Source organism: Caulobacter sp. (genome assembly GCF_965279145.1).
Lineage (GTDB): Bacteria > Pseudomonadota > Alphaproteobacteria > Caulobacterales > Caulobacteraceae > Caulobacter.
The window spans coordinates 4168867-4192819 of sequence record NZ_OZ257139.1; the positions used below are offsets into that span (position 1 = coordinate 4168867).

Below are 23953 nucleotides of genomic sequence, written 5' to 3' on the forward strand. Positions count from 1 at the left end.
ACGCACCCCGCCCCCTCCAGCTTCACCGAACCGCGCACATGACCGTCAAACCCAGCGTCTCCCCCAGTGTTCTGGACGCTATCGGCAATACGCCGCTGATCCGACTGCACCGCGCCAGCGAGGCGACCGGCTGCGAGATCCTGGGCAAGGCCGAGTTCATGAACCCCGGCCAGTCGGTCAAGGACCGCGCCGCCCTGGGCATCATCCGGGACGCCGAGGCGCGGGGCCTGCTGAAGCCCGGCGGCCGGATCGTGGAGGGCACGGCGGGAAACACCGGTATCGGCCTGGCCATGGTCGCCTCAGCCCTGGGCTACAAGACCACGATCGTCATCCCCCGCACCCAGAGCCAGGAAAAGAAGGACGCTATCCGTCTCCTTGGCGCCGAACTGGTCGAGGTGGACGCCGTTCCCTATTCAAACCCGGACAACTATGTCCGCTATTCCGGACGGTTGGCCGAGGAACTTGCCAGGACCGAGCCCAATGGCGTGATCTGGGCCAACCAGTTCGACAATGTCGCCAATCGCCAGGCGCATTACCTGACCACAGGACCGGAAATCTTCGAACAAACAGATGGTAAGGTGGATGGCTTCATCTGCGCCGTCGGCTCGGGCGGCACCCTGGCCGGCGTCGCCGCGGCGCTGCGCGAGCGCAAACCGTCGGTGAAGATCGGCCTGGCCGACCCGCACGGCGCGTCCCTCTACAGCTGGTACAGGGACGGCGAACTGAAGTCGGAGGGAACCTCGATCAGCGAGGGCATCGGCCAGGGCCGTATCACCGCCAATCTGGACGGCCTGGTAGTGGATCACCCCTTCCGGATCAGCGACGAGGACATGCTCAAGGTCGTCTTCGATCTGGTCGAGCACGAAGGCCTTTGCCTGGGCGGCTCGGCTGGGATCAACGTCGCCGGCGCCGTTGAACTGGCCAGGGTGATGGGTCCGGGCCACACCATCGTGACCATCCTGTGCGACCACGGCTCGCGCTATCAGAGCAAGCTGTTCAATCCGGCGTTCCTGGCTGAAAAGGGCCTGCCGACACCGCCCTGGATGTAGGCCTGGTCGCTTAAGGGCGCTCAACAGCTTGCCCCACGGGGCCGATGCCGCGATCCTGCGAGTTCTCAATCTGGGGCGAGTCAGACCCCGAAAGGCGCAGCCATGACCCCACAAGACCCCCTCGTCTCGACCGCCTGGCTGCGCGACCATCTCGATTCCCCCGATGTGCGGATCGTCGACGCCTCGTGGTTCATGCCGGGCACGCCGCGCGACCCCAAGGAAGAGTTCCTGCAAGCCCACATCCCGGGCGCGGTGTTCTTCGACATCGACGAGATCGCCGATGAGACCTCGGACCTGCCGCACATGCTGCCCAGCGCCATCAAGTTCGCGTCCCGGGTTCGCAAGATGGGCCTGGGCGATGGCTCGCGCATCGTCGTCTATGACAGCCTCGGCATCCTGCCGGCCGCGCGGGTCTGGTGGCACTTCCGCGCCATGGGCCACGAGGACGTGGCGGTGCTGGACGGCGGCCTGCCCAAATGGATCGCCGAAGGTCACCCCACCGAGGACGGCCCAGCCCTGCCGCAGGAGCGGCATTTCACGCCGCGTATCCAGGCCGATATCATCCGCTCGCTCGAGCAGATGAAGACCATCGTGGCGACCGGTCGCGAGCAGATCCTCGACGCCCGCCCCGCCGGGCGCTTCACCGGCGAGGTCCCCGAGCCCCGCGCCGGCCTGCGGGGCGGTCACATGCCCGGCGCCCACAACATCCCACTGAGCGCCCTGCTCGCCCCGGACGGCACCATGCTGCCGGCCGACAAGCTGGCCGCCGTGTTCGAAGCCGCCGGCGTCGACATTTCCAAGCCGGTCGTCTCGACCTGCGGGTCGGGCATCACGGCCTCGGTCGTGGCCCTGGCCCTGGCCCGCCTCGGCCGGCCGCGTTCGGCGGTCTATGACGGCTCATGGACGGAATGGGGCGGTCTGGCCGATACGGCGGTTGTGACCGGGCCAGCGACCTAGGTCGGCCTCAACGCATCGGCGGCGCGTACAGGAGCCCCGGCTTCTGTGCGCTCCACAGCGCGTTCATGCCCCGATCCAGCTTCAGCGCCGAGCCCGCGCCGATCTCGCGGTCGAAGATCTCGCCGTAATTGCCCCCGGCCGTCACCGCCCGATAGGCCCAGGCCGAATCCAGCCCCAGCAATCGGCCAAACGTCCCCTCGCCGCCCAGCAGACGTCGCATCTCCGGATCCGAGCCGTCGGTCATGGCCTTGGCGGTCTTGGCCGTGACGCCGTGTTCTTCGGCCAGGATCAGGGCGAACAGCGTCCAGCGCACGATGTCGGTCCAGGCCGGATCGTCCTGGCGCACCAGCGGCCCCAGCGGCTCCTTGGAGATCACGTCAGGCAGGATCACGTGGTCGGCGGGGTTGTTCATCACCGAGCGGGCGGCCGCCAGGGCGGAGATGTCGGCCGTGAAGGCGTCACAGCGCTCGGCCTGGTAGGCGGCGCGGGCCTGGTCCCCGCTGTCCAGCACGACGGCGGTGTAGGCGATGCCGCGGCCGCGGAAATAGTCGTCCAGGTTCTGGGCGCTGGTGGCGTTGGCCTGCACGCAGACCTTGGCGCCGCTCAGCTCGACCGCGCTGGTCAGGTTCAGGGTCTGGCGGACCAGAAAGCCCTGACCGTCGAAATACGAGATGGCGGCCATGTCGAGGCCTTGGCCCGCGTCGCGGCTGAACGTCCACGAGGTGTTGCGCCACAAGACATCGACCTGGCCCGATCGCAAGGCCGCGATCCGCTCCTCATTGCCTAGCGGCACCATCCGCGCCTTGCTCGCGTCGCCCAGCACAGCCGCCGCCAGGGCCCGGCAGAAGGCGACATTGAAGCCGCGCCAGCGGCCGCGATTGTCCTGGAACGCAAAGCCCGGCAGGCCCGGATTGACCCCGCACCGCAGCTCGCCCCGAGCCTTGACGGCCTTCAGGGTCGGACTGGGCGTCGCGGTTTCAGGCGCGGCTTTTGACGCAACGACAGGCGCCGCCGAAGGCGTCGGCTCGGTCCGGCGCTCACAGGCCGCCAGCCCCACAACCGCGATCAACACCACGCCAAAACGCCACAACACCGTATCGCTCCTTGAACCGGCCGCGCCGAGCGCCTTAAACCACCCGACGTCTTCCGTCGCGTCGCTTTGAGCTTGCCGTTCCCATGGATGAAGAAACCCGCCTGATCCGCAAGGGCTCGTCGCAGGATTTGCCCGCCCGCACGGTCAATCCGCCGATCCAGCGCGGCTCCACGGTGCTGATGCCCAACGCGGCGTCGCTCTATGACGACAACGAGATCAGCTACGGCATCACCGGCCTGGCTTCGCCCACCGCCCTGCAGAGCGCCCTGGCCGAGCTGGAGGGCGCCGCCAATGTGACGCTGTACCCCTCGGGTCTGGCCGCGATCACCGGGGCGCTGCTGGCGGTGCTGAAGGCCGGCGACGAGATCCTGGTGGTCGACAGCGCCTACAAGCCGACCCGCCGGTTCTGCGACCGCGTTCTGGCGCGCTATGGCGTGACGACGCGCTATTACGATCCCGCCCTTTCGGCCGACGCCCTGATCGCCCTGACCACCGCCAGGACGCGGCTGATCGTGCTGGAAGCGCCGGGCTCCCTGACGTTCGAGATGCAGGACATCCCGGCCATCGCCGCGGCCGCCAAGGCGCGCGATATCCTGACCCTGATCGACAACACCTGGGCGGCAGGCCTCTATTTCAAGCCCCTGGCGCACGGCGTGACCCTCAGCGTCCAGGCCCTGACCAAATATGTCGGCGGCCATTCGGACTGTTTCATGGGCTCGGTCGCCGCCAACGATCCCGACGTCATTCGCCTGCTGGACGACGCGATGTGGGACATCGGCTGGTCGGTCTCGGCCGACGACGCCTACACCATGCTGCGCGGCCTTCGCACCATGGCCACCCGCCTTCCCCGCCATCACGAGCATGGCCTGGCGATCGCCCGCTGGCTGCAACAACGGCCCGAAGTCTCCCGCGTGCTTCACCCGGCCCTGCCGGAAGACCCGGGCCACGGCCTGTGGAAGCGCGACTTCACCGGCGCCTGCGGCCTGTTCGGCGTGGTGCTGAAGCCCGCGTCCGAGACGGCTGTTCACGCCTTCATCGACGCGCTGGACCTGTTCGGCCTGGGCTTTTCCTGGGGTGGCTATGAAAGCCTGGCGATCCATTGCGATCCGCAGTTGAAGACCCGCACGATCCCCACCCAGCTGGAAGGCCCCCTCCTGCGCCTGCATATCGGCCTGGAGAGCCCGGCCGACCTGATCAACGACCTAGAGCGCGGGTTCGCCGCCCTCGCCCGAGAGGCATAAGACCCCATGACCACCCACATCGCCCTGCTGCGCGGCATTAGCGTGGGCGGCCAGCAACCGATCGCGGCCGAGACGTTCATCGCCCTGCTGGGCGAATTGGGGTTCACCGGGGCCCGGGCCGTCGGCGGCGCCAACAACCTGGTGTTCGACAGCCCTGAGCGTACGGGCGCCGACCTGCAGACCTTTCTGGAAACCGAGATCCACGCCCGCCTTGGCCTGCGCACCGACATCTATGTCCGCACGGCCCAGGCCTGGGCCGCGATCATCACGGCCAATCCCTACATCGAGTTCGCCGAAAGCGACCCGGGCCTGCTGATGACCCTGTTCCTGAAGGATCCGCCGGACAAGAAGGTGATCGGGGCCCTGCGCGCCAAGCTGACCGACGGCGAGCAACTGCGCGTCGAAAGCCGTCAGTTCTACGTCACCTATCCCAATGGCCTCGGCGCATCGAAATTCAGCAACAACATCGTCGAAAAGGCCCTCGCCACCCGCATCACCAGCCGTCCCTGGACGGTGGTTCAGGCGATCGGAGACGCGACAGGCGAAACCGCGAGCGCCTAGGCCGGCGTCAGGGGGTGGCTTCGGAAATAGTCGCGCGCCGCCCTCGTGAACACCGCGACATTGGCGGAGGCGATCCGGCGCGCGGGATAGACGGCGCTGACCGGTGACGGCGGTTCGGCGAATACCCCCAGCAGCGGCGCCAGACGGCCGGCCTCGATGGCTGTCTTGACCTGATAGGACAGCGCTCGCGTGATCCCCAGTCCGGCCTCGGCCGCCGCGATGGCCGCGTCGGCGCTGTTGACCGTCAGGCGCGGATCAATCCGAACCAGGCTTTCGGGAGACCTGAACCGCCACTCGTTGGTCACGCCCAGCCCGTCAAAGGCGATGATGTCGTGTCCGTCCAGATCGCCGGGCGACCGGGGCTCGCCATGCGCGGCCAGATAGGCGGGGCTGGCCACGAGCACGCGACTGACGGACCCAAGGGTCGTGGCCAACAGACTGCTGTCGGCCAAGGCTCCGATCCGGATGGCGACATCGACGCCATCGTCGACAAAGTGCACGTTCCTGTCGGACAGCAGCAGGCGCACCTTCAGGCGTGGGTGCTCCCGCAGCAACCGCTCGATGATGGGCAGCACATGCAGCCTGCCAAACACCACGGACGCGCTCACCGTCATTTCGCCCCGAGGATCGGCGTCCTCGCCGCGCACCCGGCGCTCGGCGGCGTCCAGGTCGTCGAGGATCTGCTGACAGCTTTCCAGGAAGATCGCCCCGCGTTCGGTAAGCCGGAGCGATCGCGTGGTGCGGGTCAGCAGGGTCAGGCCCAACTGGTCTTCCAGCTGGGCGATGGCGCGCGTGGCCACCGACGGCGACACTCGAAGCTGACGCGCAGCCTCGGCGAAGCTGCCGCGGCCGGCGACGGAAACAAACACGCGCATAGCGTCAAGGCGATCCATGAGATCATTGCTGAATTGGCAATACTGGATTGTCAATTGGCTCTATTATTCCAATCGATCGATGGCCGTAGAAGACATGCATCCGGCGCCGCCGGTTCAGCCTTTTCGGAGAACGCCATGTCCCGCCTTGCCATCCCCGCCCGCGACGCCGCCCCCGCCGCTTCCCAACCGCTGCTCGACGCCGTCGAAAAGCAGTTGGGCGTCGTTCCCAATCTCTACCGCCTCGTCGCCAGCAGCACGCCCGCCCTGCAGGGCTTGCTGGGTTTTGGCGGCGCCCTGGCCAAGACCCTGGACGTCAAGACCCGCGAACGCATCGCCATCGCCGTGGCCCAGGCAAACGGCTGTGACTACTGCCTGTCCGCCCACACCTATCTCGGTCTGAACCTGGCCAAGATCGACGCCGCCGAGATCGCGCTGAACCGCCAGGGCGGCTCCTCCGACCCCAAGGCCAACGCGGCGGTTCACTTCGCGCGCCTGGTGGTCGACACCCGGGGCAAGGTCAGCGACATGGACCTGGCCGCCGTCAAGACGGCGGGGTTCAGCGACGCCCAGATCATCGAGATCGTCTCGGTGGCCGTCGAAAACGTCCTGACCAATTTCCTCAACAATGTCGCGGAAACCGAGATCGATTTCCCGGTTGTTCGCGCCGCCGACGCGATCTGACGCCACGCCTTCCGGAGAGCCTCCCCGGCTCTCCGGAAGGATGAATCTGGAGACCGCCCATGACCTATGGATTTCTGGATATTCTCGCGACGCCCGAGGTTCGGGCCGCCCAGGACGCCAACGGCGTCGGCTCGACCTGGTCACGCTTCGCCGGAGACCGGGCCTTTGACCGGTTCACCGACAACGAAGCCGCCTTCATCGCCGCGCGGGACAGCTTCTACCTGGCTTCGATCTCCAGCAGCGGCTGGCCCTACGTCCAGCATCGCGGCGGTCCGCCAGGCTTCCTCAAGGTTCTGGACGAGACGACGCTGGGTTTCGCCGACTTTCGCGGCAACCGGCAGTATATCACCCAGGGCAATGTCGCCGGCGATGATCGGGTCAGCCTGATCCTGATGGACTACCCCAACCAGGCGCGTCTGAAGATCCTGGCCCACATGGAAATGCGCGATCTGGCGCAGGCGCCCGACCTGGCGGAGCGCCTGGTCCAGCCCGGCTACAAGGGCCGGCCGGAGCGCGCCTTCGTGCTGCGCCTGGAAACCTTCGACTGGAACTGCCCCCAGCACATCACGCCGCGCTTCACCGCCGCGGAGATCCAGACCGCTGTGTCGCCCTTGCAGACGCGCATCGCGGCGCTCGAGGCCGAAAACCAGGCGCTGAAAGCGAGGCTTGCGCTGGCCCCGTCCCCCGACCGCTAGAGTTGGGACGCCACATAGAGCACGATCGCGATGATCGGGCCTATCGCCACCAGGATCGCCAGGGGCGCATGGCGGTGGCCGAGATTGAGGGTCAGGCCCGTTCCGGCGATCTGCTTTGGCACCAGCAACCGGGGATTGGCCGGGTCGCGGTAGAAGCCAAGGCCGTCATATCCAGGCTTCGTTGGTTGGGTCACGCCGATGAACTCCACGCTTAATGGGTTGAGTTTCTCCAACGATTCTAACCGTGTCCAGAAATCTCCACAGTTTCTCCCCAAGCGGCGAAACCGCGCCCGACCTCTGGTCCGCCTCGCGACGAGCCGGCGACGGACAAGGATCGTGCGGCCCTAGTCGACCGGATCCTCGGCGACCGACCGAAAGCGAGCCTGGCGGACGATCTTCTCCTCGGCGTCACGCACCATCCGCCTTTGCTCGTGGAACATCGACAGCTGGGCGCAAATCTTGAAAAATCCGCCGAGCCGCCGGGTGTCGATGTCCTCGCTCAGGGTCACCAGGTCGAGTCCCGCGGCTTCCAGTCGACCCAGGAAGAGCAGCAGGTCGACCAGGTGGGCGGCGAAGGCGTGCAGGCTGGGCGCCACCAGCACATCGCCGGCATTCATCGCGGCCAGAGCGGCCTCAAGTCCCGGCTTGTACACGGCCAGACCATAGCAGCCATCGTGGAACAGCTGGTCGCAGCCGGCCTCGAACAGGCGCTGCGACAGAGGTCCGTCGAACACAACGCCCCTGACGGGTGGAACCCGGAAATAGCCGATCATGCGCATGGCGCGGTGTGTCGCAAAGCCCGGCCGATGACGCCAGAGCCGATCACGTCAAAGTCGTGGATAGCCTGTCAGGCCGTCGTGGAAGCCGCAGCCCGCGCCCGTCGCCGGGCGAACGCCGCTGCGGCGTCAGCGGCTCCCAACACGCCTCCAACGCCGTCGCCATCCAGGGTCTCGGTCTCGATGAACTGCAGGCCGGCTTCCCGTTCCGACTGCCAGACCGATTTGGTCAGGTGGATAAGCCGCGTGCGGGTATCGACCAGATAGAGATCGTCCTGGGGCAAGGCCGCGTTGGGCAGACGGATACGCGCGCCGCCAATGGCGACATCGACAAGTCCGCATTTCACGGCGAACGACCCACTGACCAGATAGACTTTTCGGCGCGCCGGCTCGCGCGGGGAGGCGCGCTGCTCTGGTCGTGATGTGGTCTGATCGAAGGGCGGCATGAGCACACCATAACCCAATACGGTTAATGGAGCATGCCTCTTGCGCCTGCCCCAGCCGCGCGGATTGTCGCGGCTTGTCGTTGAGCGATGATCGCGGACTATCGCCCAGGATCTGGTCAGCCAGCGGATCGTCGACCGAACGCCCCACGGCCAACTAGATCACGAAGGGGAACGGCGAGAGCGACTTGGTGGATTCCTCGACCAGCAGGGTCCTGTTGATCGGCGCGGCCGCGCGCTGCGGACAGGCGGGGCGCTCGCAGATCCGGCATGACGGTCCGATCTCGACAGCGACCGGCGCGGCGATATCGAGCCCCCGCGCATAGGCCAGCTTGCTGGCGTATTTCAGCTCGCACCCCAGGCCGATCACCAGTTCGTCTTCCTGTCCCGCCTGCAGGCCGGATACGCGGCGGACGGTGCGCGACAGGGTGAAATAGCGCTCGCCGTCCGGCGTCTCGATCACCTGGGTCAGGATTCGCCCCGGGGTCTTGAAGCTGTCGTGGACGTTCCAGCGCGGACAGGTTCCGCCGAACCGTGAGAACGGAAAGGCCCCCGCCGCGAAGCGCTTGGAGATGTTTCCGGCCGCATCCAGCCGGACCATGAAGAACGGCACCCCCCGCGCGCCGGAGCGACCCAGGGTCGTCAGGCGCTGGGCCGCCTGCTCGAAGCTGATGCCAAACCGCGACCGCACGCGCTCGATGTCGTAGCCATTGGCTTCAAGCGCCGCCAGGAACGGGCCGTAGGGCATCATGATGGCGGCGGCCAGATAGTTGCCCAGGAAGACCTTGAGCAATTGTCGCGTGGCGCGATCGGGCGCCTTGTAGCGATCGGCCAGCGCGGTCAGGGCGTCGCCGAACTCCAGCAGGCCCAGTTGATAGCACATCGCGAAGATCCGACTGGCCGGCGCCAGGGTCTCCGACACCATCAACCGCTTGCGGTGATGATCGTAACGGCGAAGCGCGCTGGCCATCACCTCGACCGGCATGACCCGCGTCTGGATGCCATGACGAACCAGCAGGCGCTCGCGGACCGCCGGACCCAGGTCCTGTGGATCAGCCTTGAGCGCCGCGACCAGGGTCTCGGCGCAGGTTTCCAGTTCGGCGAAATAGTTGCGCTGCGAGCCGACCAGGTCGCGCACCCACTCGGTGGGCTGCACGGTCGGAATGACCTCCGAGCCCCCTTCCCGATCGAACGCCCCCAGGTCGATCAAGCGGCCGCGATCCAGATAGGCGCGGTAGAGCCGCACCACCGCCTCGGTCACCGCAGGCGAGACCTCGGCCACCTCGGCGGCCTCGTGACGGCCGATGCCGAGGTCAGCGAACATCTTGTCGCCCAGCACCTCTTCCAGGCCCGCCCCGCCACCGGGATCGTCGGCGGCCAGGCTGCGGAAATCCAGGTCGTAGGCGTCGGCCAGGCGCAGCAGCATCTGAGCCGTCACCGGCCGCTGGTTGCGTTCCAGCAGGTTCAGATAGCTGGCCGAGACCTCGAGGTCTTCGGCCATCCGGGTCTGGGTGATCCCCAGGTCGCGCCGCAGCCGCTTCAATCGGCCGCCGAGAAAGAGCTTCTTGTCCGAGGTCGCCATTCGGTCAAGTTGTCATAGATTTACAGAAATCACAATGTCCGTTTGTGACAAATCACCTTCAATAGGTTCGACCGGTTCGGCCTCATGCGGCTAGCTGGGTTCAACAGACACCGCTCTTGGGACCCGCCGACCATGCAACGCACCACCTATGCTCAACACCGCGAAGCCCTGCTGGCCCGCTACCCCAATGGCGTGGCGCCGGGCGACATCGCCATCGACGACATCATCCAGCTGAAGCTGCAGAACACCTTCTCGACCCACCTGGACATCGCCCGGTCGATGGCCGGCGTCATGCGCGCCGACATGGCCGAGTATGATCGCGACAGCAGCAAGTTCACGCAGTCGCTGGGCTGCTGGTCGGGCTTCCACGCCCAGCAGATGATCAAGTCGGTCAAGCGCCTGCGCGGCACGACCAAGGGCGCTTACGTCTATCTGTCCGGCTGGATGGTCGCCGGCCTGCGCAACCGCTGGGGCCACCTGCCCGACCAGTCGATGCACGAGAAGACCGCCGTCGTCGACCTGATCGAGGAGATCTACGTCTCGCTGCGCCAGGCCGATGAAGTGGCGATCAACGACCTGTTCAAGGCCCTGAAGACCGCCCGCGACGCCGGCGACCAGGTCGCCGAACAGGCCGCGATCAAGGCCATCGACGGCTTCGAGACCCATGTCGTGCCGATCATCGCCGACATCGACGCCGGCTTCGGCAACGAGAACGCCACCTACCTGCTGGCCAAGGAAATGATCAAGGCCGGCGCCTGCTGCCTGCAGATCGAGAACCAGGTCTCCGACGCCAAGCAGTGCGGTCACCAGGACGGCAAGGTCACCGTGCCGCGCGAAGACTTCATCGAGAAGCTGCGCGCCTGCCGCCTGGCCTTCGAGGAACTGGGCGTGGATGAGGGCGTCATCGTCGCCCGCACCGACAGCCTGGGCGCCGGCCTGACCCAGAAGGTGCCGGTCAGCCAGTCGCCGGGCGACCTGGCCAGCGACTACATCAAGTGGCTGAAGACCGAAGCGATCACCGCTGAAAATCCCATCCAGGATGGCGAGGTCGCGCTCTATCGCGACGGCCAGTTCGTCAAGCCGGTGCGCATGCCCAACGGCCTGTTCGCCTTCCAGGACGGCACCGGCCGGGCTCGTGTCATCGAGGACTGCATCTCGTCGCTGACCCAGGGCGGCGCCGACCTGCTGTGGATCGAGACCGACACTCCCAATGTCGACGAGATCGCCTCGATGGTGAACGAGATCCGCAAGGTCGTGCCGAACGCCAAGCTGACCTACAACAACTCGCCGTCGTTCAACTGGACCCTGAACCTGCGCAAGCAGGTGCGTGACCAGTGGATCGCCGAGGGCAAGATCCACAAGGACAGCTATCCCGAAGGCGCCGCCCTGATGTCGGCGGAATATGACGACGCCGATCTGGGTCGCGAAACCGACGCCCGCCTGGCCCGCTTCCAGGTGGACATCTCGGCCCGCGCCGGGGTGTTCCACAACCTGATCACCCTGCCGACCTTCCACCTGACCGCCAAGAGCATGGACGAACTGTCCCGCGGCTACTTCGGCGACGACCGGATGAAGGCCTACGTCAACTCGGTGCAGCGCGAGGAGATCCGCCGCGGCGTCTCGGCCGTCAAGCACCAGCACGAGGTCGGCTCGGATCTGGGCGACACCTTCAAGGAAATGGTCGCCGGAGAGCGCGCCCTGAAGGCCGGCGGCCACGGCAACACCATGAACCAGTTCGCGGCCGAATAGGCCTCGACCTCACCTTTTCGACCAGCCCCTTCCACCCGATCGAGGATTCAACCATGTCCGCTACGCAATTTGCTCCCGCCGCCATGCCGAACTCCACCGCCGAACAACGCGCGGTCGATCGGGTGGCCGAGGCCTCGCACCGCCTGAACGAAGCCGTCCGCCGCGCCATCGAGGCCGGCTATTCGGTGGAGTTGGTGCGCACCTCGCGCCATCATGACGGCGCCGGCAACTGGGGCGACCAGATCGTCCCGACCGTCCGCGCCAACAGCGCCGAAAAGAGCGCCTGATCCTAAGACTGTCATCCCGGCCAAGCGCGCAGCGCTGCGGCCGGGATGACAGACTGAGCTAGATACACTGACCTTGGCCACAAGACCGCCTACAGGATCTCCCATGCCCCTCGACATCGCCGCCCACATCCAGATCACCGGCCCTGTCGAAGGTCGCGCGGTAGAGATCCTGACGCCGGAAGCCCTGGCCTTCGTGGCTGATCTGCACCGCCGCTTCGACGCCCGTCGTCGCGAACTGCTGGCCCTGCGCGTCGCCCGTCAGGTCCGCTTCGACGCCGGCGAGGCTCCAGACTTCCTGGCCGAGACGGCCGATGTCCGGGCCAGTGACTGGACCGTGGCCCCGATCCCGGCGGACTTGCAGGACCGCCGCGTCGAGATCACCGGCCCCGTCGATCGCAAGATGATCATCAACGCCCTCAACTGCGGGGCCAAGGTGTTCATGGCCGACTTCGAGGACGCCACCTCTCCGACCTGGGCCAACCTGATCGAAGGCCAGGTCAATCTGAAGGACCGCTGGGCCGGCGCGCTGACCCATGTGGATCCGAAGTCCGGCAAGAGCTACGCGCTGGGAGCCAACCCCGCCGTCCTCGTCATCCGTCCGCGTGGCTGGCACCTGCCTGAACGCCACATGGAGGTCGATGGCCTGCCCGTCAGCGGGGCCTTGTTCGATTTCGGCCTGTATTTCTTCCACAACGCCAAGACGTCGCTGGCCCAGGGCTCGGGCCCCTATTTCTACCTGCCCAAGATGGAGAGCCATCTGGAGGCCCGCCTGTGGAACGAGGTCTTCGTTCACGCCCAGGCCGCGCTGGGCATTCCGAACGGCACGATCAAGGTCACGGCCCTGATCGAGACCATTCCGGCCGCCTTCGAGATGGACGAGATCATCTACGAACTGCGCGACCACATGGCCGGCCTCAACTGCGGCCGCTGGGACTACATCTTCTCGTTCATCAAGCGTCTGGGCCGCCGCCCGGAATATCTGACGCCCAACCGCGCGACGATGGTGATGGGCCAGGCCTTCCTGGGCGCCTATTCGCTGAAGCTGATCCAGACCTGCCACCGCCGCGGGGCCTTCGCCATGGGCGGCATGGCCGCGCAGATCCCGATCAAGGGCGACGAGGCCGCCAACCAGGCCGCCTTCGCCAAGGTCCGCGCCGACAAGGAACGCGAGGCCGGAGCCGGCCACGATGGCACCTGGGTCGCCCACCCCGACCTGGTCCCGGTGGCCATGGAGGTCTTCGACCGCCTGATGCCGACGCCCAACCAGCTGGGTAAGCGCCTGGAGGACCTGACCATAACCCAGGCCCAGATGCTGGAGCTGCACAAGGGTGTGCGCACCGAAGAGGGCATGCGCGAAAACATCCGCGTCGGCGTGCGCTACACCCAGGCCTGGATCGAGGGCCGGGGCGCGGTGCCGCTCTACAACCTGATGGAAGACGCGGCCACGGCCGAGATCTGCCGCACTCAGCTGTGGCAGTGGATCAGGCTGGGCGCCGACCTCGACGACGGCCGGGAGATCACCTCACAGCTGTTCGTCAGCCTGCTGACCGACGAGATGACCGGCCTGCGCCGCGACTTCCCGTCCGACCGCCTGGAAGAGGCCGCGCACCTGTTTTCGCGCATGGTCCTGGCCGACGCGCTGGAAGAGTTCCTCACCCTGCCGGCCTATGAACTGATCGACTGATCGTCGGGATCGGGGTGTCGGGACCTGCATCGTCAGGTCGCCGACACCCTTGTCCGGACCCGGCGCTCCAGGCTCCGGTCGAAGGGCTAGCCTGCGGCTCCGATGCGCGCGCCGCCAGCCTTCGGCGTCTCGGCCGGGCAATAACGATCCAGGAAATCCTGGTGGCTGGGCATCCTGGCGACCGCGCCCGCGATATTGCCCTTCAGGTCTTCCAGCGCCTGGCGCAGTTGCGCCGGCGGCATCATCCGACCCATGTGATGGTGGCTGGCCGGGACCATCCTCTGACCCAGCATCACCTGCAGCCATGAGTCGACCTGGAAGAGTTCGCCGGGGGCCTGATAGACTTGGGCGTTTTCCTGGAACAGCGCCACGCGTTGGGCCAGACTATCGGGGATATCCATCATCCGGCAGTAGTCCCAGAACGGACTGTCGGCGCGCTCGGTGGCCTTGTAGTGCAGGATGATGAAGTCCCGGATCTTTTCCAGCTCGTCTTCGGCTAGGCGGTTGTAGCGGTCGGCCAGCGCTTCGTTGAACCCGCCGAAGGGGAACAGCTGCATGAGCCGCGTGACGCCGATCATGATCATGTGAATCGAGGTCGATTCCAGCGGCTCCAGGAAGCCGCTGGCCAGTCCCAGGGCCACGCAGTTCTTGGACCAGGTCTTGCGGCGACGGCCCGCGCCGTAGCGGATCACCCGCGGCTCGGTCAGCATCTGGCCCTCGACAGCGTCCGTCAGGATCTGACGCGCCTCGTCGTCCGACATGTGGTCGCTGCTATAGACCAGACCATTGCCCACGCGGTGCTGCAGCGGAATCTTCCATCGCCAGCCGGCCTTGTGCGCGATCGCCCGCGTATAGGGGACGGCCGGTCCGGTGGAGGTCGTCTGCACCGCGAGCGCGCTGTTGGTCGGCAGCCAGTGGCTCCAGTCCTCCCAGCCGGTCTTCAGCGTCTGCTCGATCAGCAGGCCGCGAAAGCCGGTGCAATCGATGAAGAGATCCCCCTCCACCACGGCGCCGGAGTCCATGACCAGGGCCTCGATGAAGCCGTCGCCTGCGCGCTGCCTGACGCTGGCGATCTTGCCCTCGATGCGCCGGACCCCTTTGCCTTCGCTCATCCTGCGCAGGAACTGCCCATAGAGGGTGGCGTCCAGATGATAGGCGTAGTTGATCGAGGCCTTGTCGTCGGTGAAAAACTTTTCCGCCTCCGCAGCTTTCAGCTCGAAACAATAGTCGCCCAGGTCGCCCCCGAAGCCCTGCGCCCGGGCCTGAAGCCAGAAGTGGTGGAAGCCGCCCATCCAGGTGGATTTGCCGACCTGGCCGAACGAATGAATGTAGCGATCGCCGATCTGGCCCCAGTTCTCGAACGAGATCCCCAGCTTGAACGTCGACTGGGTCTCGCGCATGAACTGCTGCTCGTCGATGCCCAACAGCGCATTGAAGGTGCGCGCCGTCGGGATGGTCGACTCCCCTACCCCGACCGTGCCGATGTCGTCGGACTCGACCAAGGTGATGTCCAGCAACGGCCCCAGTTGCCTGCAGAGCGCCGCCGCCGCCATCCAGCCGGCCGTGCCGCCGCCCGCGATGACCACCCGTTTCACGATCTGACCGTTCATGGCGTCCTCCCTTGTTCTTATCGGTTCAGCCGGTCGAGCAGCGACGCCCGCAAACGCCTGGCCGTCACAACATCCATCGGCCCCAAGGGACCTCGCGCGGGCTCAGGCAGATGCTCGGCGGCGCGATCGGCCCGGCCAAACACGTAATAGTCAAACAACGCCTTCCAGCCCTGCTTCTCGAAATCTGGTCGATCCCGAAGGCTGAGCAGGCCGTGCAGCAGGGTGTTCATGGGGGTGTCCATGAAGCCCGGCGCGGCGTTCCACCAATAGTTCACCAGCACGTTGAAGGGGTCGAGCGCCTCGACCTGGTGCCACCACAGGGCGGGATAGACAAGCACATCGCCAGGCTCGAGCTCGGCCACCTGGGCGTTGGCAAGGGCTTGCCTGAAGCCGGGATGTCGCTCGAAGTCGGGGGCGTCGAAGTCGACCATGCTCACCACCTGGCCGCCGGGCGTCGGCTCCAGCGGGCCGGGATAGAGATTGGCGACCTGGTCAGGCGGAAAAAGCGTGAAGCGCCGATGTCCCACGGCGCAGACGGCGAGGTTGTTGGACATGTCAAAATGGGCGGAGGCCACCGTGCGGTTGCCGATCCACAGGCTGGCGAACGGCGGCTCGGACCCGAATGTCTCGGGGCCCAGGCCTGGATCGTTTTCGCGGCCCAGGCTGGGAAAATAGGTGTCGAGGTCGGTCGAGCCCACATACAGCGAGGGCCCATCGGCCTCGTGCAGCCCGGCCTGTATCCGCTCCAGGATCTCGCCAAGGCCGGCCCGCTCGGCCCGAAAATTCATCTTCGTCCGACTGTCGTCGTAGAAGAAACGCCCCCTGATCTCGGGCTCGCCCACATAGGCCAACAGAGGCCCGCCCCGGTCGTGGGACAGCAGATAGCTCATGGCGTCCTGGCTGGAGCTCAGACCCGCGCGAACCAGGGGCCAGTCGCGCGCCAGTCCCTTGAACACCATCGGCGTCTGGCCCTGCAGAACGGCCGCGAACGGAATGTCGGCGAACAACGCGACCGTCGTCTCAAGGACCTTTCGCGCAGCGCCTGTCATGGCGTCGCCAGCCCCTCGCCCGCCCGCGCCATGACCAGTCGGCGGTTCTTCATCTCCACCAGCTGCTGGACATTGCCCATCGACGACACCAGCCATTGGGCGGCGCGCAGCAGACCCGAATGATGGAGCCGCTCGAGATCGCCCCCCGACAGCGCCGCCAACCGATCGGCGGCAATCGTGTGAAAGTCTGGCAGGTCGTATGTCGCGCCATCCACCAGCTCGATCGCGATGGCGACCGGCTCGATCAGATCCAGCTCCGAGAAGGCGGCGAACATCGGCTTGGCGACCTCCAGCCCATCATAGATGGCGCCCAGGACACCGATCATGTGCTGCAGATAGGGCGCATTGCCGCCGGCCGGCAGGAACAGGGGCAAGCCCTCGCTCGTGCTGACACGCGGGTGGTCCAGATCAACGTGGATCATCGGCCGTGGCGCCCCGCCGTCCTTGGCGTCCTGCAACGCGATCGAGAACGGGCCCCGCTGCTGAACCGCCGGCACGTAGCGTGCGCGCCACTCCCCGCCGTCGAGAAACAGGTTTTCGTCACGGTCCAGGCCCAGCAGGGCCACCGCCTGATAGTCGCCTTGCGGATCCTTGCGCAGCAGGATCGGATATTCCCGCTGGGCCTCCTCGAACTCCGTCGGCAGGAGAAGCGCCTGATTGACGTTGTCGCCAAACCTGGGGCCGTAGCCGACGATCGCCCGCAGATCGGCGTGATCGACATTGTTAAGCAGCACTCTGTTGGTCATGCGCGCCTTTCGCGTCGAACGGTCCCTTGCTTAATCCTACGCCGCTTCGGAAGAAAAAGGCCGCTGCGTGAGCAGCGGCCTTTCCCTTTCTCCAGCGTAGGTGTCGTCTAGAAGCGGTAGCGCGCGCCGAGCAGGATGCGGCGATCCAGCTCCTGGGCGAACCACAGCTCGTGTTCGCTACGGCCGTAGGTCCGCAGGCTTTCACGCGTCAGGTTGATCCCTTCCAGCGAGAGCGCCAGCTTCTCGTTCACATCGTAGCTGACGTTGAAGTCCAGCTGACCGAACGGCGCGACGAACACCGGGTTACGCGAGCCGCCACGGTTGGTCTGTTGCAGGAACCGGTCGCGCCAGTTGTAGGCCAGACGCGCCGAGAACCCGTTCTTGTCGTAGATCAGGGTGGCGTTGGCCGTGTCGCTCAGACCCAGCAGCGCGAACTGATCCTGGCTGGGGTTGGCGCCGATGTCGAAATCGACGTCACCCCGAACCAGGGTGTAGGCGCCGGCGATACCGAAGCCGGTGTCGCCGAAGAAGTGCTGACCAGCGATTTCAAACCCATGGATCTTGCCGGTCTTGTTGTTGATCGGCTGCGACACCTGGAAGTTGAACAGCGGATCCGACGAATTGGGCTCGATGTCATAAGCCGCCAGGATCTGGTCGACGAAGGCCTGCTTCAGGTCGCCCCCCGGACCGCGATTGGCCTGGTACTGCGCCGATGCGGCCGCCACCGAGCCGAGCTGGTTGATCAGAGCCGTCATCGTGAACAGGTTCACGTCGGTCTGATCAGCGCCGATCGCGGTAAGTTGCGCCTTGGCGTCGCCCGAGCGGGTTCCCGCCGCGCCGGAGCTGGCGTCACGCAGACCAAACAGGTTCTGGGTGACGGTGCCGGTGCCGACGAAGTTGTTGACCCGCTTTTCGAAGAAGCCGGCCGAGATGTAGCTGCTGGGCTTGTAGTACCACTCCAGCGAGACGTCGAAATTGTCCGAGATCAGCGGTTCGAGGTTGGGGTTGCCGCTGGTGCCCAGCGGAATGGCGCCGTTGGCCACCGGGCGGTTGGGAGCCCCGGCCGATTTGGAGGCGAACAGGTTGCCATAGTCCGGACGCGCGATGGTGCGGCTGAACGAGAACCGGCCGACGACGTCGTCCCGCAGATCGACCTGGAAGTCCAGGGACGGCAACAGGTTGTCGTACTTGCCCTCGCCGGAGACCGGCACATAGGTCGCGGTCGTGTCGATGCGGAAGTCGTTGTCGGCGGTCCAGACGATGGCCCGCGGCGAACGGATCAGCGAGACGGAATTGACCTTGGTCCGCTCATAGCGCGCGCCGGCGACGAGGGTCGCGGGACGGCCGGCCAGGTCCGCCTTCCAGGTGAGTTGGGCGTAGGCGGCGGTGATGTCTTCGTCGACCCGGTTGTTGTCCTGACCGGTGACGCCGACGGGATTACCCTTCGCCACATAGGCCGGTGACAGCGCGTTGTACAACTTGATGGCGTCGGCGCGGAACGAGGTCAGGCCCGAGCCGCTTTGATGCGCGTCATAGGTGTTGAACTGGCAGGACAGGCAGAAGCTGCTGACCAGGCTGCCGGCGTATTGCGCCACGTCGCCCGGATTGGAAATGCCCCAGCTGCCCAGGTCCTGTTGGGTGTTCAGGGTGGTCTGGATCATCTTCGAGGTGCGGTAGTCCGCCCCGAAGTCGAACCGGCTGCCATTGTCATCAAGATCCCAGGTCACGTCGGCCCGGATTTCCTTGATGTCGTTGCGCTGGCGCTGGGCCGAGGTGCGGGCCACCTGGCTGCCCAGATCACCGGCGTCGAGCTTTCCGTTGCCGTTACCGCGCGGCGCGGCGTCGTTGATCGTGAACGCCTGGACCGGAATGTCGCCGTTGTAGTCCACCGAGTGGCTGGAAATGATCGGTGCGCCGATGCTGACCGAGGTCATGCTGGTGCCGTTGGGCGCATCGGGGGCGCTGTCGGCTTTGGAGACGTGGCCGTCAACCGCGACGTGGAAGCGGTCGTTCACGTCCCAGACGCCGTTCAGGCCGAAGGACTGCAGCTTGTCCTTGTTGGCCCGATACTGCTGTTCAAAGCCCATATCCTTGGTGCCGCTGAGGTTTTCCTGCAGCAGAACCGCCGTGGCGACGACGGGATTGTTGTCGAACGTCACCTTGTCGAAGGGCCGGTTAAACCAGTTGGTGCTGTCGTTGCGGCGTTCGAAGGACTTGTTTTCCGCATACAGCGCGTCGGCGGTGATCAGGAGGTTCTCGATCGGGCGATATTGCACCGACAGCTGACCATTGACGCGTTCCCGCTCGCCTTCGGCGAAGTGGTAGCGGCTGTCATTGGGGATCGCCACCCAGGTGTCGCCGCTCTTCGGCGCGTTGGTGATCTGGGTCGCGCCGCCGTTGCGGACAAAGCCGTTGGCGGGATTGAGGAAGTCCGAATACTTGCGGATGTTCCAGTCGTTGGACGTGGCCGCGCGGCTGGTGAAGTTGCGCTTCTGATAGCTGCCGAACAGGCTGACGCCGAACTTTTCGGACTCGTCCAGCCAGTTGAGCAGGCCCGAAACTTCCGGCGTGATCTTGTCGGCGCCCGAAAGCGACTTGTCCGCGCCTTCGTCATAGACGGCCTTGGCGCCGAGGCTGCCGCTGAAGCCGGTTTCGCGCGCCTCGAGCGGGCGACGGGTCTTGACGTTGATGGTGGCGCCGATGCCGCCCGACGGGATCGCCGCGCGGCCGGTCTTGTACACTTCCAGCGTGGTCACGCCTTCCGACGCCAGGTTGGAAAAGTCGAACGAGCGGCTGGTGCCGGAGGCGAAGTCCGCCGATTGGTCGCCGCCGACCGTGGCGACATTCGCGGCGGGCATCGTACGACCGTTCAGGGTCACCAGGTTGAAACCGCCGCCGAAGCCGCGAACCGTGACCTGCGAGCCTTCGCCGTTGGTGCGGTCGATCGACACGCCGGTGATGCGCTGCAGGGACTCGGCCAGGTTGGTGTCGGGGAACTTGCCCATGTCTTCAGCGGAAATCGCGTCGACGACGCCGCTGTTGGTGCGCTTGATCGCGATGGAGCGTTCCAGCGACGCGCGGATCCCGGTGACGACCACCTCTTCCACCGCCTGGCTGTCCGCAGCCTGACGCGCATAGGCGTGCCCCGCGCCCAGCATTGCTGACAGCGCTATCAAAGATACAGATGTGGTGAGTCTGCGTTGCCGCTTCATGGTCGTTTCCCCGCGCAAGAGCCCCGAAGACCGGAGCGAATTTGTTTTTTTCAGCGCCGTAAAAAATGACACAGGCCGGGGGGCTCACCCCAATCTGAACAACTTAACAGCGAAGATGACGGTAGCGGTAACATCGGTTTGCGAGACGGGTCAAGGGTAAGATTTGGCCTTGAAGACAATTTTGACAGCGCTGTTTGTAGTATTATTTAAGCCCAGTCCCACTATTTGGACAAAGATTGTGATTTATGCATTTTCTTTCATCAGTGAAAAAATTGCGGGCATAGCCGCAACACAACCCAAAGATGTTTGCAGGATTGACCACCAAGCGACGCGATGGTAGCGGTACCGGAAGTGGTTCATGACTTCAGTAGGTCATGACGCCCAACTCCCCCTCTGCTAGGGGCCGCCAAGCTTTTGACGGCCCCCTTTTTTTGGCCGACGCGCAAGGGGAAGATCCGGACAGCCACGAACTCAGGGACGGCCAATGACCCTTGGCAAGCAGTCCGCGCCGTGACCGGACATGCGGATGACCTCGGGCGGTCCGCAGACGCGCGCCCGCGCGGCGCAAGACACGCAATTTAGAACACCTGCCGGCCGAGAACCGCTATCAAGACTGGATGGATCACAGACGCAGAATCCTGATCGTCGGAGGTGGCGCGGCCGGGTGGCTGACCGCGGCCTATCTGGCCAAATCGCTGCGGATCGCCCAACAGGCGCATCTTGAGATCACGCTTCTGGAGTCGCCGGAGGTCGGTATCATCGGCGTCGGCGAGGCCACCTTCCCGACCATCCGCGCGACCCTACAGTTCCTGGGCATCGACGAAGCGCGGTTCATCCGCGAGACCTCCGCCACCTTCAAGCAAGGCATCCGCTTCACCGACTGGGCCTGGGCGCCGAAAGACAATGGCGACCACCACCAGTATTTCCATCCGTTCGAAGCCCCCTTCTCGACTGACGGGACCAGCCTGGCGCCCTATTGGCTGCTGCAGGATGAAGCCACCCGCGCGCCCTTCGCCGAGGCGATGACGATCCAGGCGCGCGTCGCCGACGCCCAACGCGCGCCCAAGCGACCGCACGAGGGAAATTTTTCCGGGCCGTTGAACTACGCCTACCATTTCGACTCCGCCAAGCTGGCCCTGGTGCTGGCCGAACGCGCCCGCGAGCTGGGCGTGCGTCACATCCAGGGAATGCTGGGCCAGGTGGAACTGGACGCGACCGGCGCGATCGACCACGTGACCTCGCCCGACCATGGCAGGCTGGAGGCGGACCTCTATATCGACTGCACGGGCTTTCGGGCCGAACTGATCGGCCAGGCCCTCAAGGCGCCGTTCAAGTCGGCCCGCCCCACCCTGTTCGCCGACCGGGCCCTGGCCTGCAAGATCCCCTACGAGCGCCCCGACGCCCCCATCCAGAGCTTTACGGTCGCGACCGCCCATGAGGCCGGATGGACCTGGGACATCGGCCTGAATGGCATGCGCGGAATCGGATGCGTCTATTCCAGCGACCATCTGGGCGATGACCAGGCAGAGGCGATCCTGCGGCGCTATGTTGGTCCCGGCGTCGAGATCTCGCCGCGATCCATTCCGTTCGACGCGGGCTATCGCCAGAAGCAATGGATCAAGAACTGCGTGGCCGTGGGCCTGTCAGCGGGCTTCCTGGAGCCGCTGGAATCCACGGGCGTGGTGCTGATCGAGGCGGCGGTGGCGATCATCGCCGAACTCTTCCCGCACAATGGCCCGATCAGCGCGCCAGCCTTCCGCTTCAACGAGCTGATGACGGCGCGCTATGAAAACATCATCACCTTCCTGAAGCTGCACTACTGCCTCAGCCAGCGGACCGAGCCGTTCTGGCGCGACAATGCCGATCCCGCTTCGATCCCCGAACGGCTGGCCGATCTGCTGGAGCAGTGGCGCTACAGGCCGCCGACCCGCTACGACTTCATCCTGGATCTCGAGACCTTCGCCTTCTTCAACTACCAGTACATTCTCTATGGGATGGGCTTCAAAACCGACCTGTCGCCTGGCCGCAGCGAGTTTCCGGATGTCGCCGGCGCTGAAAAGCTGTTCGCCAAGATCCGCAGTTTCGGCGAACGCGCCACCCACGACCTGCCCAGTCACCGCGATCTCATCCAGCAGATCAACCGCTTCGGCTTCGATCCCGCCGTCGAGCACGCCTGACGGGGACGCCCCCGTCCCAATGGAACGGGGACCTGGAGTCGCAAGCGAACCGCTAGACGACCTTGGCGGCGGCGGTGTCCAGCGCCTCGAGTTCGCCCGACTCCCGGGCCTTGCGACCATAGAAGAGTTCGAACAGCGGGCTGGCCATCACGGTCGTGACGATCGCCATCAGCACCAGCATCGAGAACAGCGTCGGGCCGATGATACCCTTCTGCAGCCCGATATTGATGATGATCAGCTCCATCAGGCCGCGCGAGTTCATCAGGGCCCCGATACCCAGAGCGGTGCGGTTGTCCTCGCCCGTCAGGCGCGCGGCGACGTAGCAGGCCACGCCCTTGGCCAGGATCGAGGCCAGCAGGATGCCAAAGGCGATAAGCAGCAGCTGCGGCGAGTTGACCATGTCCATCCGGGTGTTCAGCCCCGAATAGGTGAAGAACATCGGCAGCAGCAGGACCACCGCCAGAGGCTCGACCTTCCTCTTCAACTCCTCGACGAACCTGCCGCGCGGCATGACCGCGCCCAGCATGAAGCCGCCAAAGATGGCGTGGATGCCGACGGCGTCCATCAGGAAGGCCGACAGGCAGAACAGCATCATGGTGATGGCCAGGATCGTAAGGCTCATCTCGCCTTCGCGCTCGACGATCCGACCCAGCGGCGCCAGCAGGCGCTGGCCAAACAGCATCAGGAACAGGGCGTAGGACAGCCCCCCGCCGATCGCCAGGATGGCCACGCCCGGGCCACCACCGAAGGTCGCCAGAACGATGGCCAGGACGCACCAGGAACAGGCGTCGTCGAAGGCGCCGGCGGTCAGGGACAGCGTGCCCAGGGACGTCTTGGCCAGGCCCCGCTCATTGATGATCCGGGCGAGCATCGGAAACGCCGTCAAGGCGATGCAGGCGCCCATGAACAGGGTGGCGTTGGCCTGTGAGATACCCGGCGCGAATAGCCCGGGGACCTTGATCAGGAACGGCGTGATCAGCACGGCGATCAGGAACGGCGCGGCGATGCCGGCGAAGGAAACACTGGCGGCGCTCCTGGCCTTGGCCTTGAAATGATCGGCCTGGAAGCTGGTCCCGACCATGAACATGTAGAGCCCCACGCCCAACTGGGCGCCGACATAGAGAACGTTCTTGGTCTCCTTGGGAAACAGCATGCCCTGAAACTGCGGGAACAGAAGACCCAACAGCGACGGGCCCAGCACCACGCCCGCGATCATCTCGCCGACGACCTGGGGCTGCCCCAGCAGCTTCTGGCCAAGCCATCCCACCACGCGACAGGCCAGCAGGATCACCGCCAGCTGGAGGAAGAAATGCACGCTGAAATCGCCCGGCGCGTAGCTGTGCGCGCCCGCTGCCGTGGCGGGACCATGCGGGGATAGAATGCCGCCCACGGTGCTGATGATGCTGGCTAGGATATCGGACAAGCGTGTCCCCCCGTACTTATGGCTCGACGTTTCGCTCGCCGTTGCCGAAAGGCGCGCAGAGTC

General features: G+C 65.6%; 21 protein-coding genes. 10 read left to right on the plus strand and 11 right to left on the minus strand.

Annotated features, from left to right (window positions below):
* The first annotated feature begins 38 nt into the window (after positions 1-38).
* Entirely contained in the window at positions 39-1049 is a 1011-nt protein-coding gene (locus tag ACQY9P_RS19490; RefSeq protein WP_421737582.1) for a cysteine synthase A, read from the plus strand.
* Between the two features lie 102 nt (positions 1050-1151).
* Positions 1152-2006 (plus strand): 3-mercaptopyruvate sulfurtransferase, encoded by an 855-nt coding sequence (gene sseA / locus ACQY9P_RS19495; RefSeq protein WP_421737581.1) that lies wholly within the window; start codon positions 1152-1154, stop codon positions 2004-2006.
* A 7-nt stretch (positions 2007-2013) separates the two neighbouring features.
* Here sseA and ACQY9P_RS19500 read toward each other — a convergent pair whose 3' ends face one another.
* The gene (locus tag ACQY9P_RS19500; RefSeq protein WP_421737580.1) at positions 2014-3099 is read right to left on the minus strand and encodes an amino acid ABC transporter substrate-binding protein; all 1086 of its coding nucleotides are present in this window, start codon (positions 3097-3099) and stop codon (positions 2014-2016) included.
* Between the two features lie 83 nt (positions 3100-3182).
* Here ACQY9P_RS19500 and metC point away from each other — a divergent pair, with 83 nt between their 5' ends.
* Together metC and ACQY9P_RS19510 are read left to right on the plus strand one after the other, a co-directional pair.
* Complete coding sequence (metC, locus tag ACQY9P_RS19505) at positions 3183-4340, plus strand: cystathionine beta-lyase (RefSeq protein WP_421737579.1); 1158 nt, start codon at positions 3183-3185, stop codon at positions 4338-4340.
* A 6-nt stretch (positions 4341-4346) separates the two neighbouring features.
* The gene (locus ACQY9P_RS19510) at positions 4347-4901 is read left to right on the plus strand and encodes a DUF1697 domain-containing protein (RefSeq protein ID WP_421737578.1); all 555 of its coding nucleotides are present in this window, start codon (positions 4347-4349) and stop codon (positions 4899-4901) included.
* Here the strand turns inward: ACQY9P_RS19510 and ACQY9P_RS19515 are convergent.
* Positions 4898-5794: a LysR family transcriptional regulator gene (locus ACQY9P_RS19515; protein ID WP_421737577.1), complete on the minus strand. Its 897-nt coding sequence runs from the start codon at positions 5792-5794 to the stop codon at positions 4898-4900. The genes ACQY9P_RS19510 and ACQY9P_RS19515 overlap by 4 nt on opposite strands.
* A 117-nt stretch (positions 5795-5911) precedes the next feature.
* On the opposite strand from ACQY9P_RS19515, the gene ACQY9P_RS19520 reads away from it, so the two are divergent.
* Together ACQY9P_RS19520 and ACQY9P_RS19525 are read left to right on the plus strand one after the other, a co-directional pair.
* Positions 5912-6457 carry a carboxymuconolactone decarboxylase family protein gene (locus tag ACQY9P_RS19520; RefSeq protein ID WP_421737576.1) on the plus strand — a complete coding sequence of 182 codons (546 nt, stop codon included), beginning with the start codon at positions 5912-5914 and terminating at the stop codon, positions 6455-6457.
* Between the two features lie 59 nt (positions 6458-6516).
* Positions 6517-7152, plus strand: coding sequence for a pyridoxamine 5'-phosphate oxidase family protein (locus ACQY9P_RS19525; RefSeq protein ID WP_421737575.1), 636 nt, complete (start codon positions 6517-6519; stop codon positions 7150-7152).
* Here ACQY9P_RS19525 and ACQY9P_RS19530 read toward each other — a convergent pair.
* The 4 genes from ACQY9P_RS19530 to ACQY9P_RS19545 all read right to left on the minus strand — a co-directional run bounded on the left by ACQY9P_RS19530 (position 7149) and on the right by ACQY9P_RS19545 (position 9953).
* A complete protein-coding gene (locus ACQY9P_RS19530; RefSeq protein ID WP_421737574.1) occupies positions 7149-7346 on the minus strand; it encodes a DUF5808 domain-containing protein in 198 nt (65 codons plus the stop codon). The two genes, ACQY9P_RS19525 and ACQY9P_RS19530, sit on opposite strands and share 4 nt — an antisense overlap.
* A 150-nt stretch (positions 7347-7496) precedes the next feature.
* The gene (locus tag ACQY9P_RS19535) at positions 7497-7931 is read right to left on the minus strand and encodes a recombinase family protein (protein ID WP_421737573.1); all 435 of its coding nucleotides are present in this window, start codon (positions 7929-7931) and stop codon (positions 7497-7499) included.
* Positions 7932-7999: 68 nt separating this feature from the next.
* Positions 8000-8374 carry a PilZ domain-containing protein gene (locus ACQY9P_RS19540; protein ID WP_421737572.1) on the minus strand — a complete coding sequence of 125 codons (375 nt, stop codon included), beginning with the start codon at positions 8372-8374 and terminating at the stop codon, positions 8000-8002.
* Positions 8375-8528: 154 nt separating this feature from the next.
* A complete protein-coding gene (locus ACQY9P_RS19545; protein ID WP_421737571.1) occupies positions 8529-9953 on the minus strand; it encodes a helix-turn-helix domain-containing protein in 1425 nt (474 codons plus the stop codon).
* Between the two features lie 132 nt (positions 9954-10085).
* On the opposite strand from ACQY9P_RS19545, the gene ACQY9P_RS19550 reads away from it, so the two are divergent.
* The 3 genes from ACQY9P_RS19550 (at position 10086) to aceB (ending at position 13673) form a co-directional block, all read left to right on the plus strand.
* Entirely contained in the window at positions 10086-11702 is a 1617-nt protein-coding gene (locus ACQY9P_RS19550; protein WP_421737570.1) for an isocitrate lyase, read from the plus strand.
* 53 nt (positions 11703-11755) lie between these two features.
* Complete coding sequence (locus ACQY9P_RS19555; RefSeq protein ID WP_421737569.1) at positions 11756-11989, plus strand: hypothetical protein; 234 nt, start codon at positions 11756-11758, stop codon at positions 11987-11989.
* A 103-nt stretch (positions 11990-12092) separates the two neighbouring features.
* The gene (aceB, locus tag ACQY9P_RS19560) at positions 12093-13673 is read left to right on the plus strand and encodes a malate synthase A (RefSeq protein ID WP_421737568.1); all 1581 of its coding nucleotides are present in this window, start codon (positions 12093-12095) and stop codon (positions 13671-13673) included.
* A gap of 86 nt (positions 13674-13759) precedes the next feature.
* Here the strand turns inward: aceB and ACQY9P_RS19565 are convergent, their stop codons facing one another.
* From ACQY9P_RS19565 to ACQY9P_RS19580, 4 genes are all read right to left on the minus strand, one after another.
* Positions 13760-15283: a tryptophan halogenase family protein gene (locus tag ACQY9P_RS19565; RefSeq protein WP_421737567.1), complete on the minus strand. Its 1524-nt coding sequence runs from the start codon at positions 15281-15283 to the stop codon at positions 13760-13762.
* Between the two features lie 17 nt (positions 15284-15300).
* Positions 15301-16332: a cupin-like domain-containing protein gene (locus tag ACQY9P_RS19570; protein WP_421737566.1), complete on the minus strand. Its 1032-nt coding sequence runs from the start codon at positions 16330-16332 to the stop codon at positions 15301-15303.
* Positions 16329-17078, minus strand: a complete 750-nt coding sequence (locus ACQY9P_RS19575; protein ID WP_421737565.1) for a SapC family protein — start codon at positions 17076-17078, stop codon at positions 16329-16331. The genes ACQY9P_RS19570 and ACQY9P_RS19575 overlap by 4 nt, the downstream gene beginning before the upstream one ends.
* A gap of 107 nt (positions 17079-17185) precedes the next feature.
* Entirely contained in the window at positions 17186-20290 is a 3105-nt protein-coding gene (locus ACQY9P_RS19580) for a TonB-dependent receptor (protein WP_421737564.1), read from the minus strand.
* A gap of 617 nt (positions 20291-20907) precedes the next feature.
* Here ACQY9P_RS19580 and ACQY9P_RS19585 point away from each other — a divergent pair.
* Positions 20908-22467: a tryptophan halogenase family protein gene (locus ACQY9P_RS19585; protein WP_421737563.1), complete on the plus strand. Its 1560-nt coding sequence runs from the start codon at positions 20908-20910 to the stop codon at positions 22465-22467.
* Between the two features lie 52 nt (positions 22468-22519).
* Here the strand turns inward: ACQY9P_RS19585 and ACQY9P_RS19590 are convergent, their stop codons facing one another.
* Positions 22520-23890 (minus strand): cation:proton antiporter, encoded by a 1371-nt coding sequence (locus ACQY9P_RS19590; protein ID WP_421737562.1) that lies wholly within the window; start codon positions 23888-23890, stop codon positions 22520-22522.
* Positions 23891-23953: the final 63 nt, after the last annotated feature.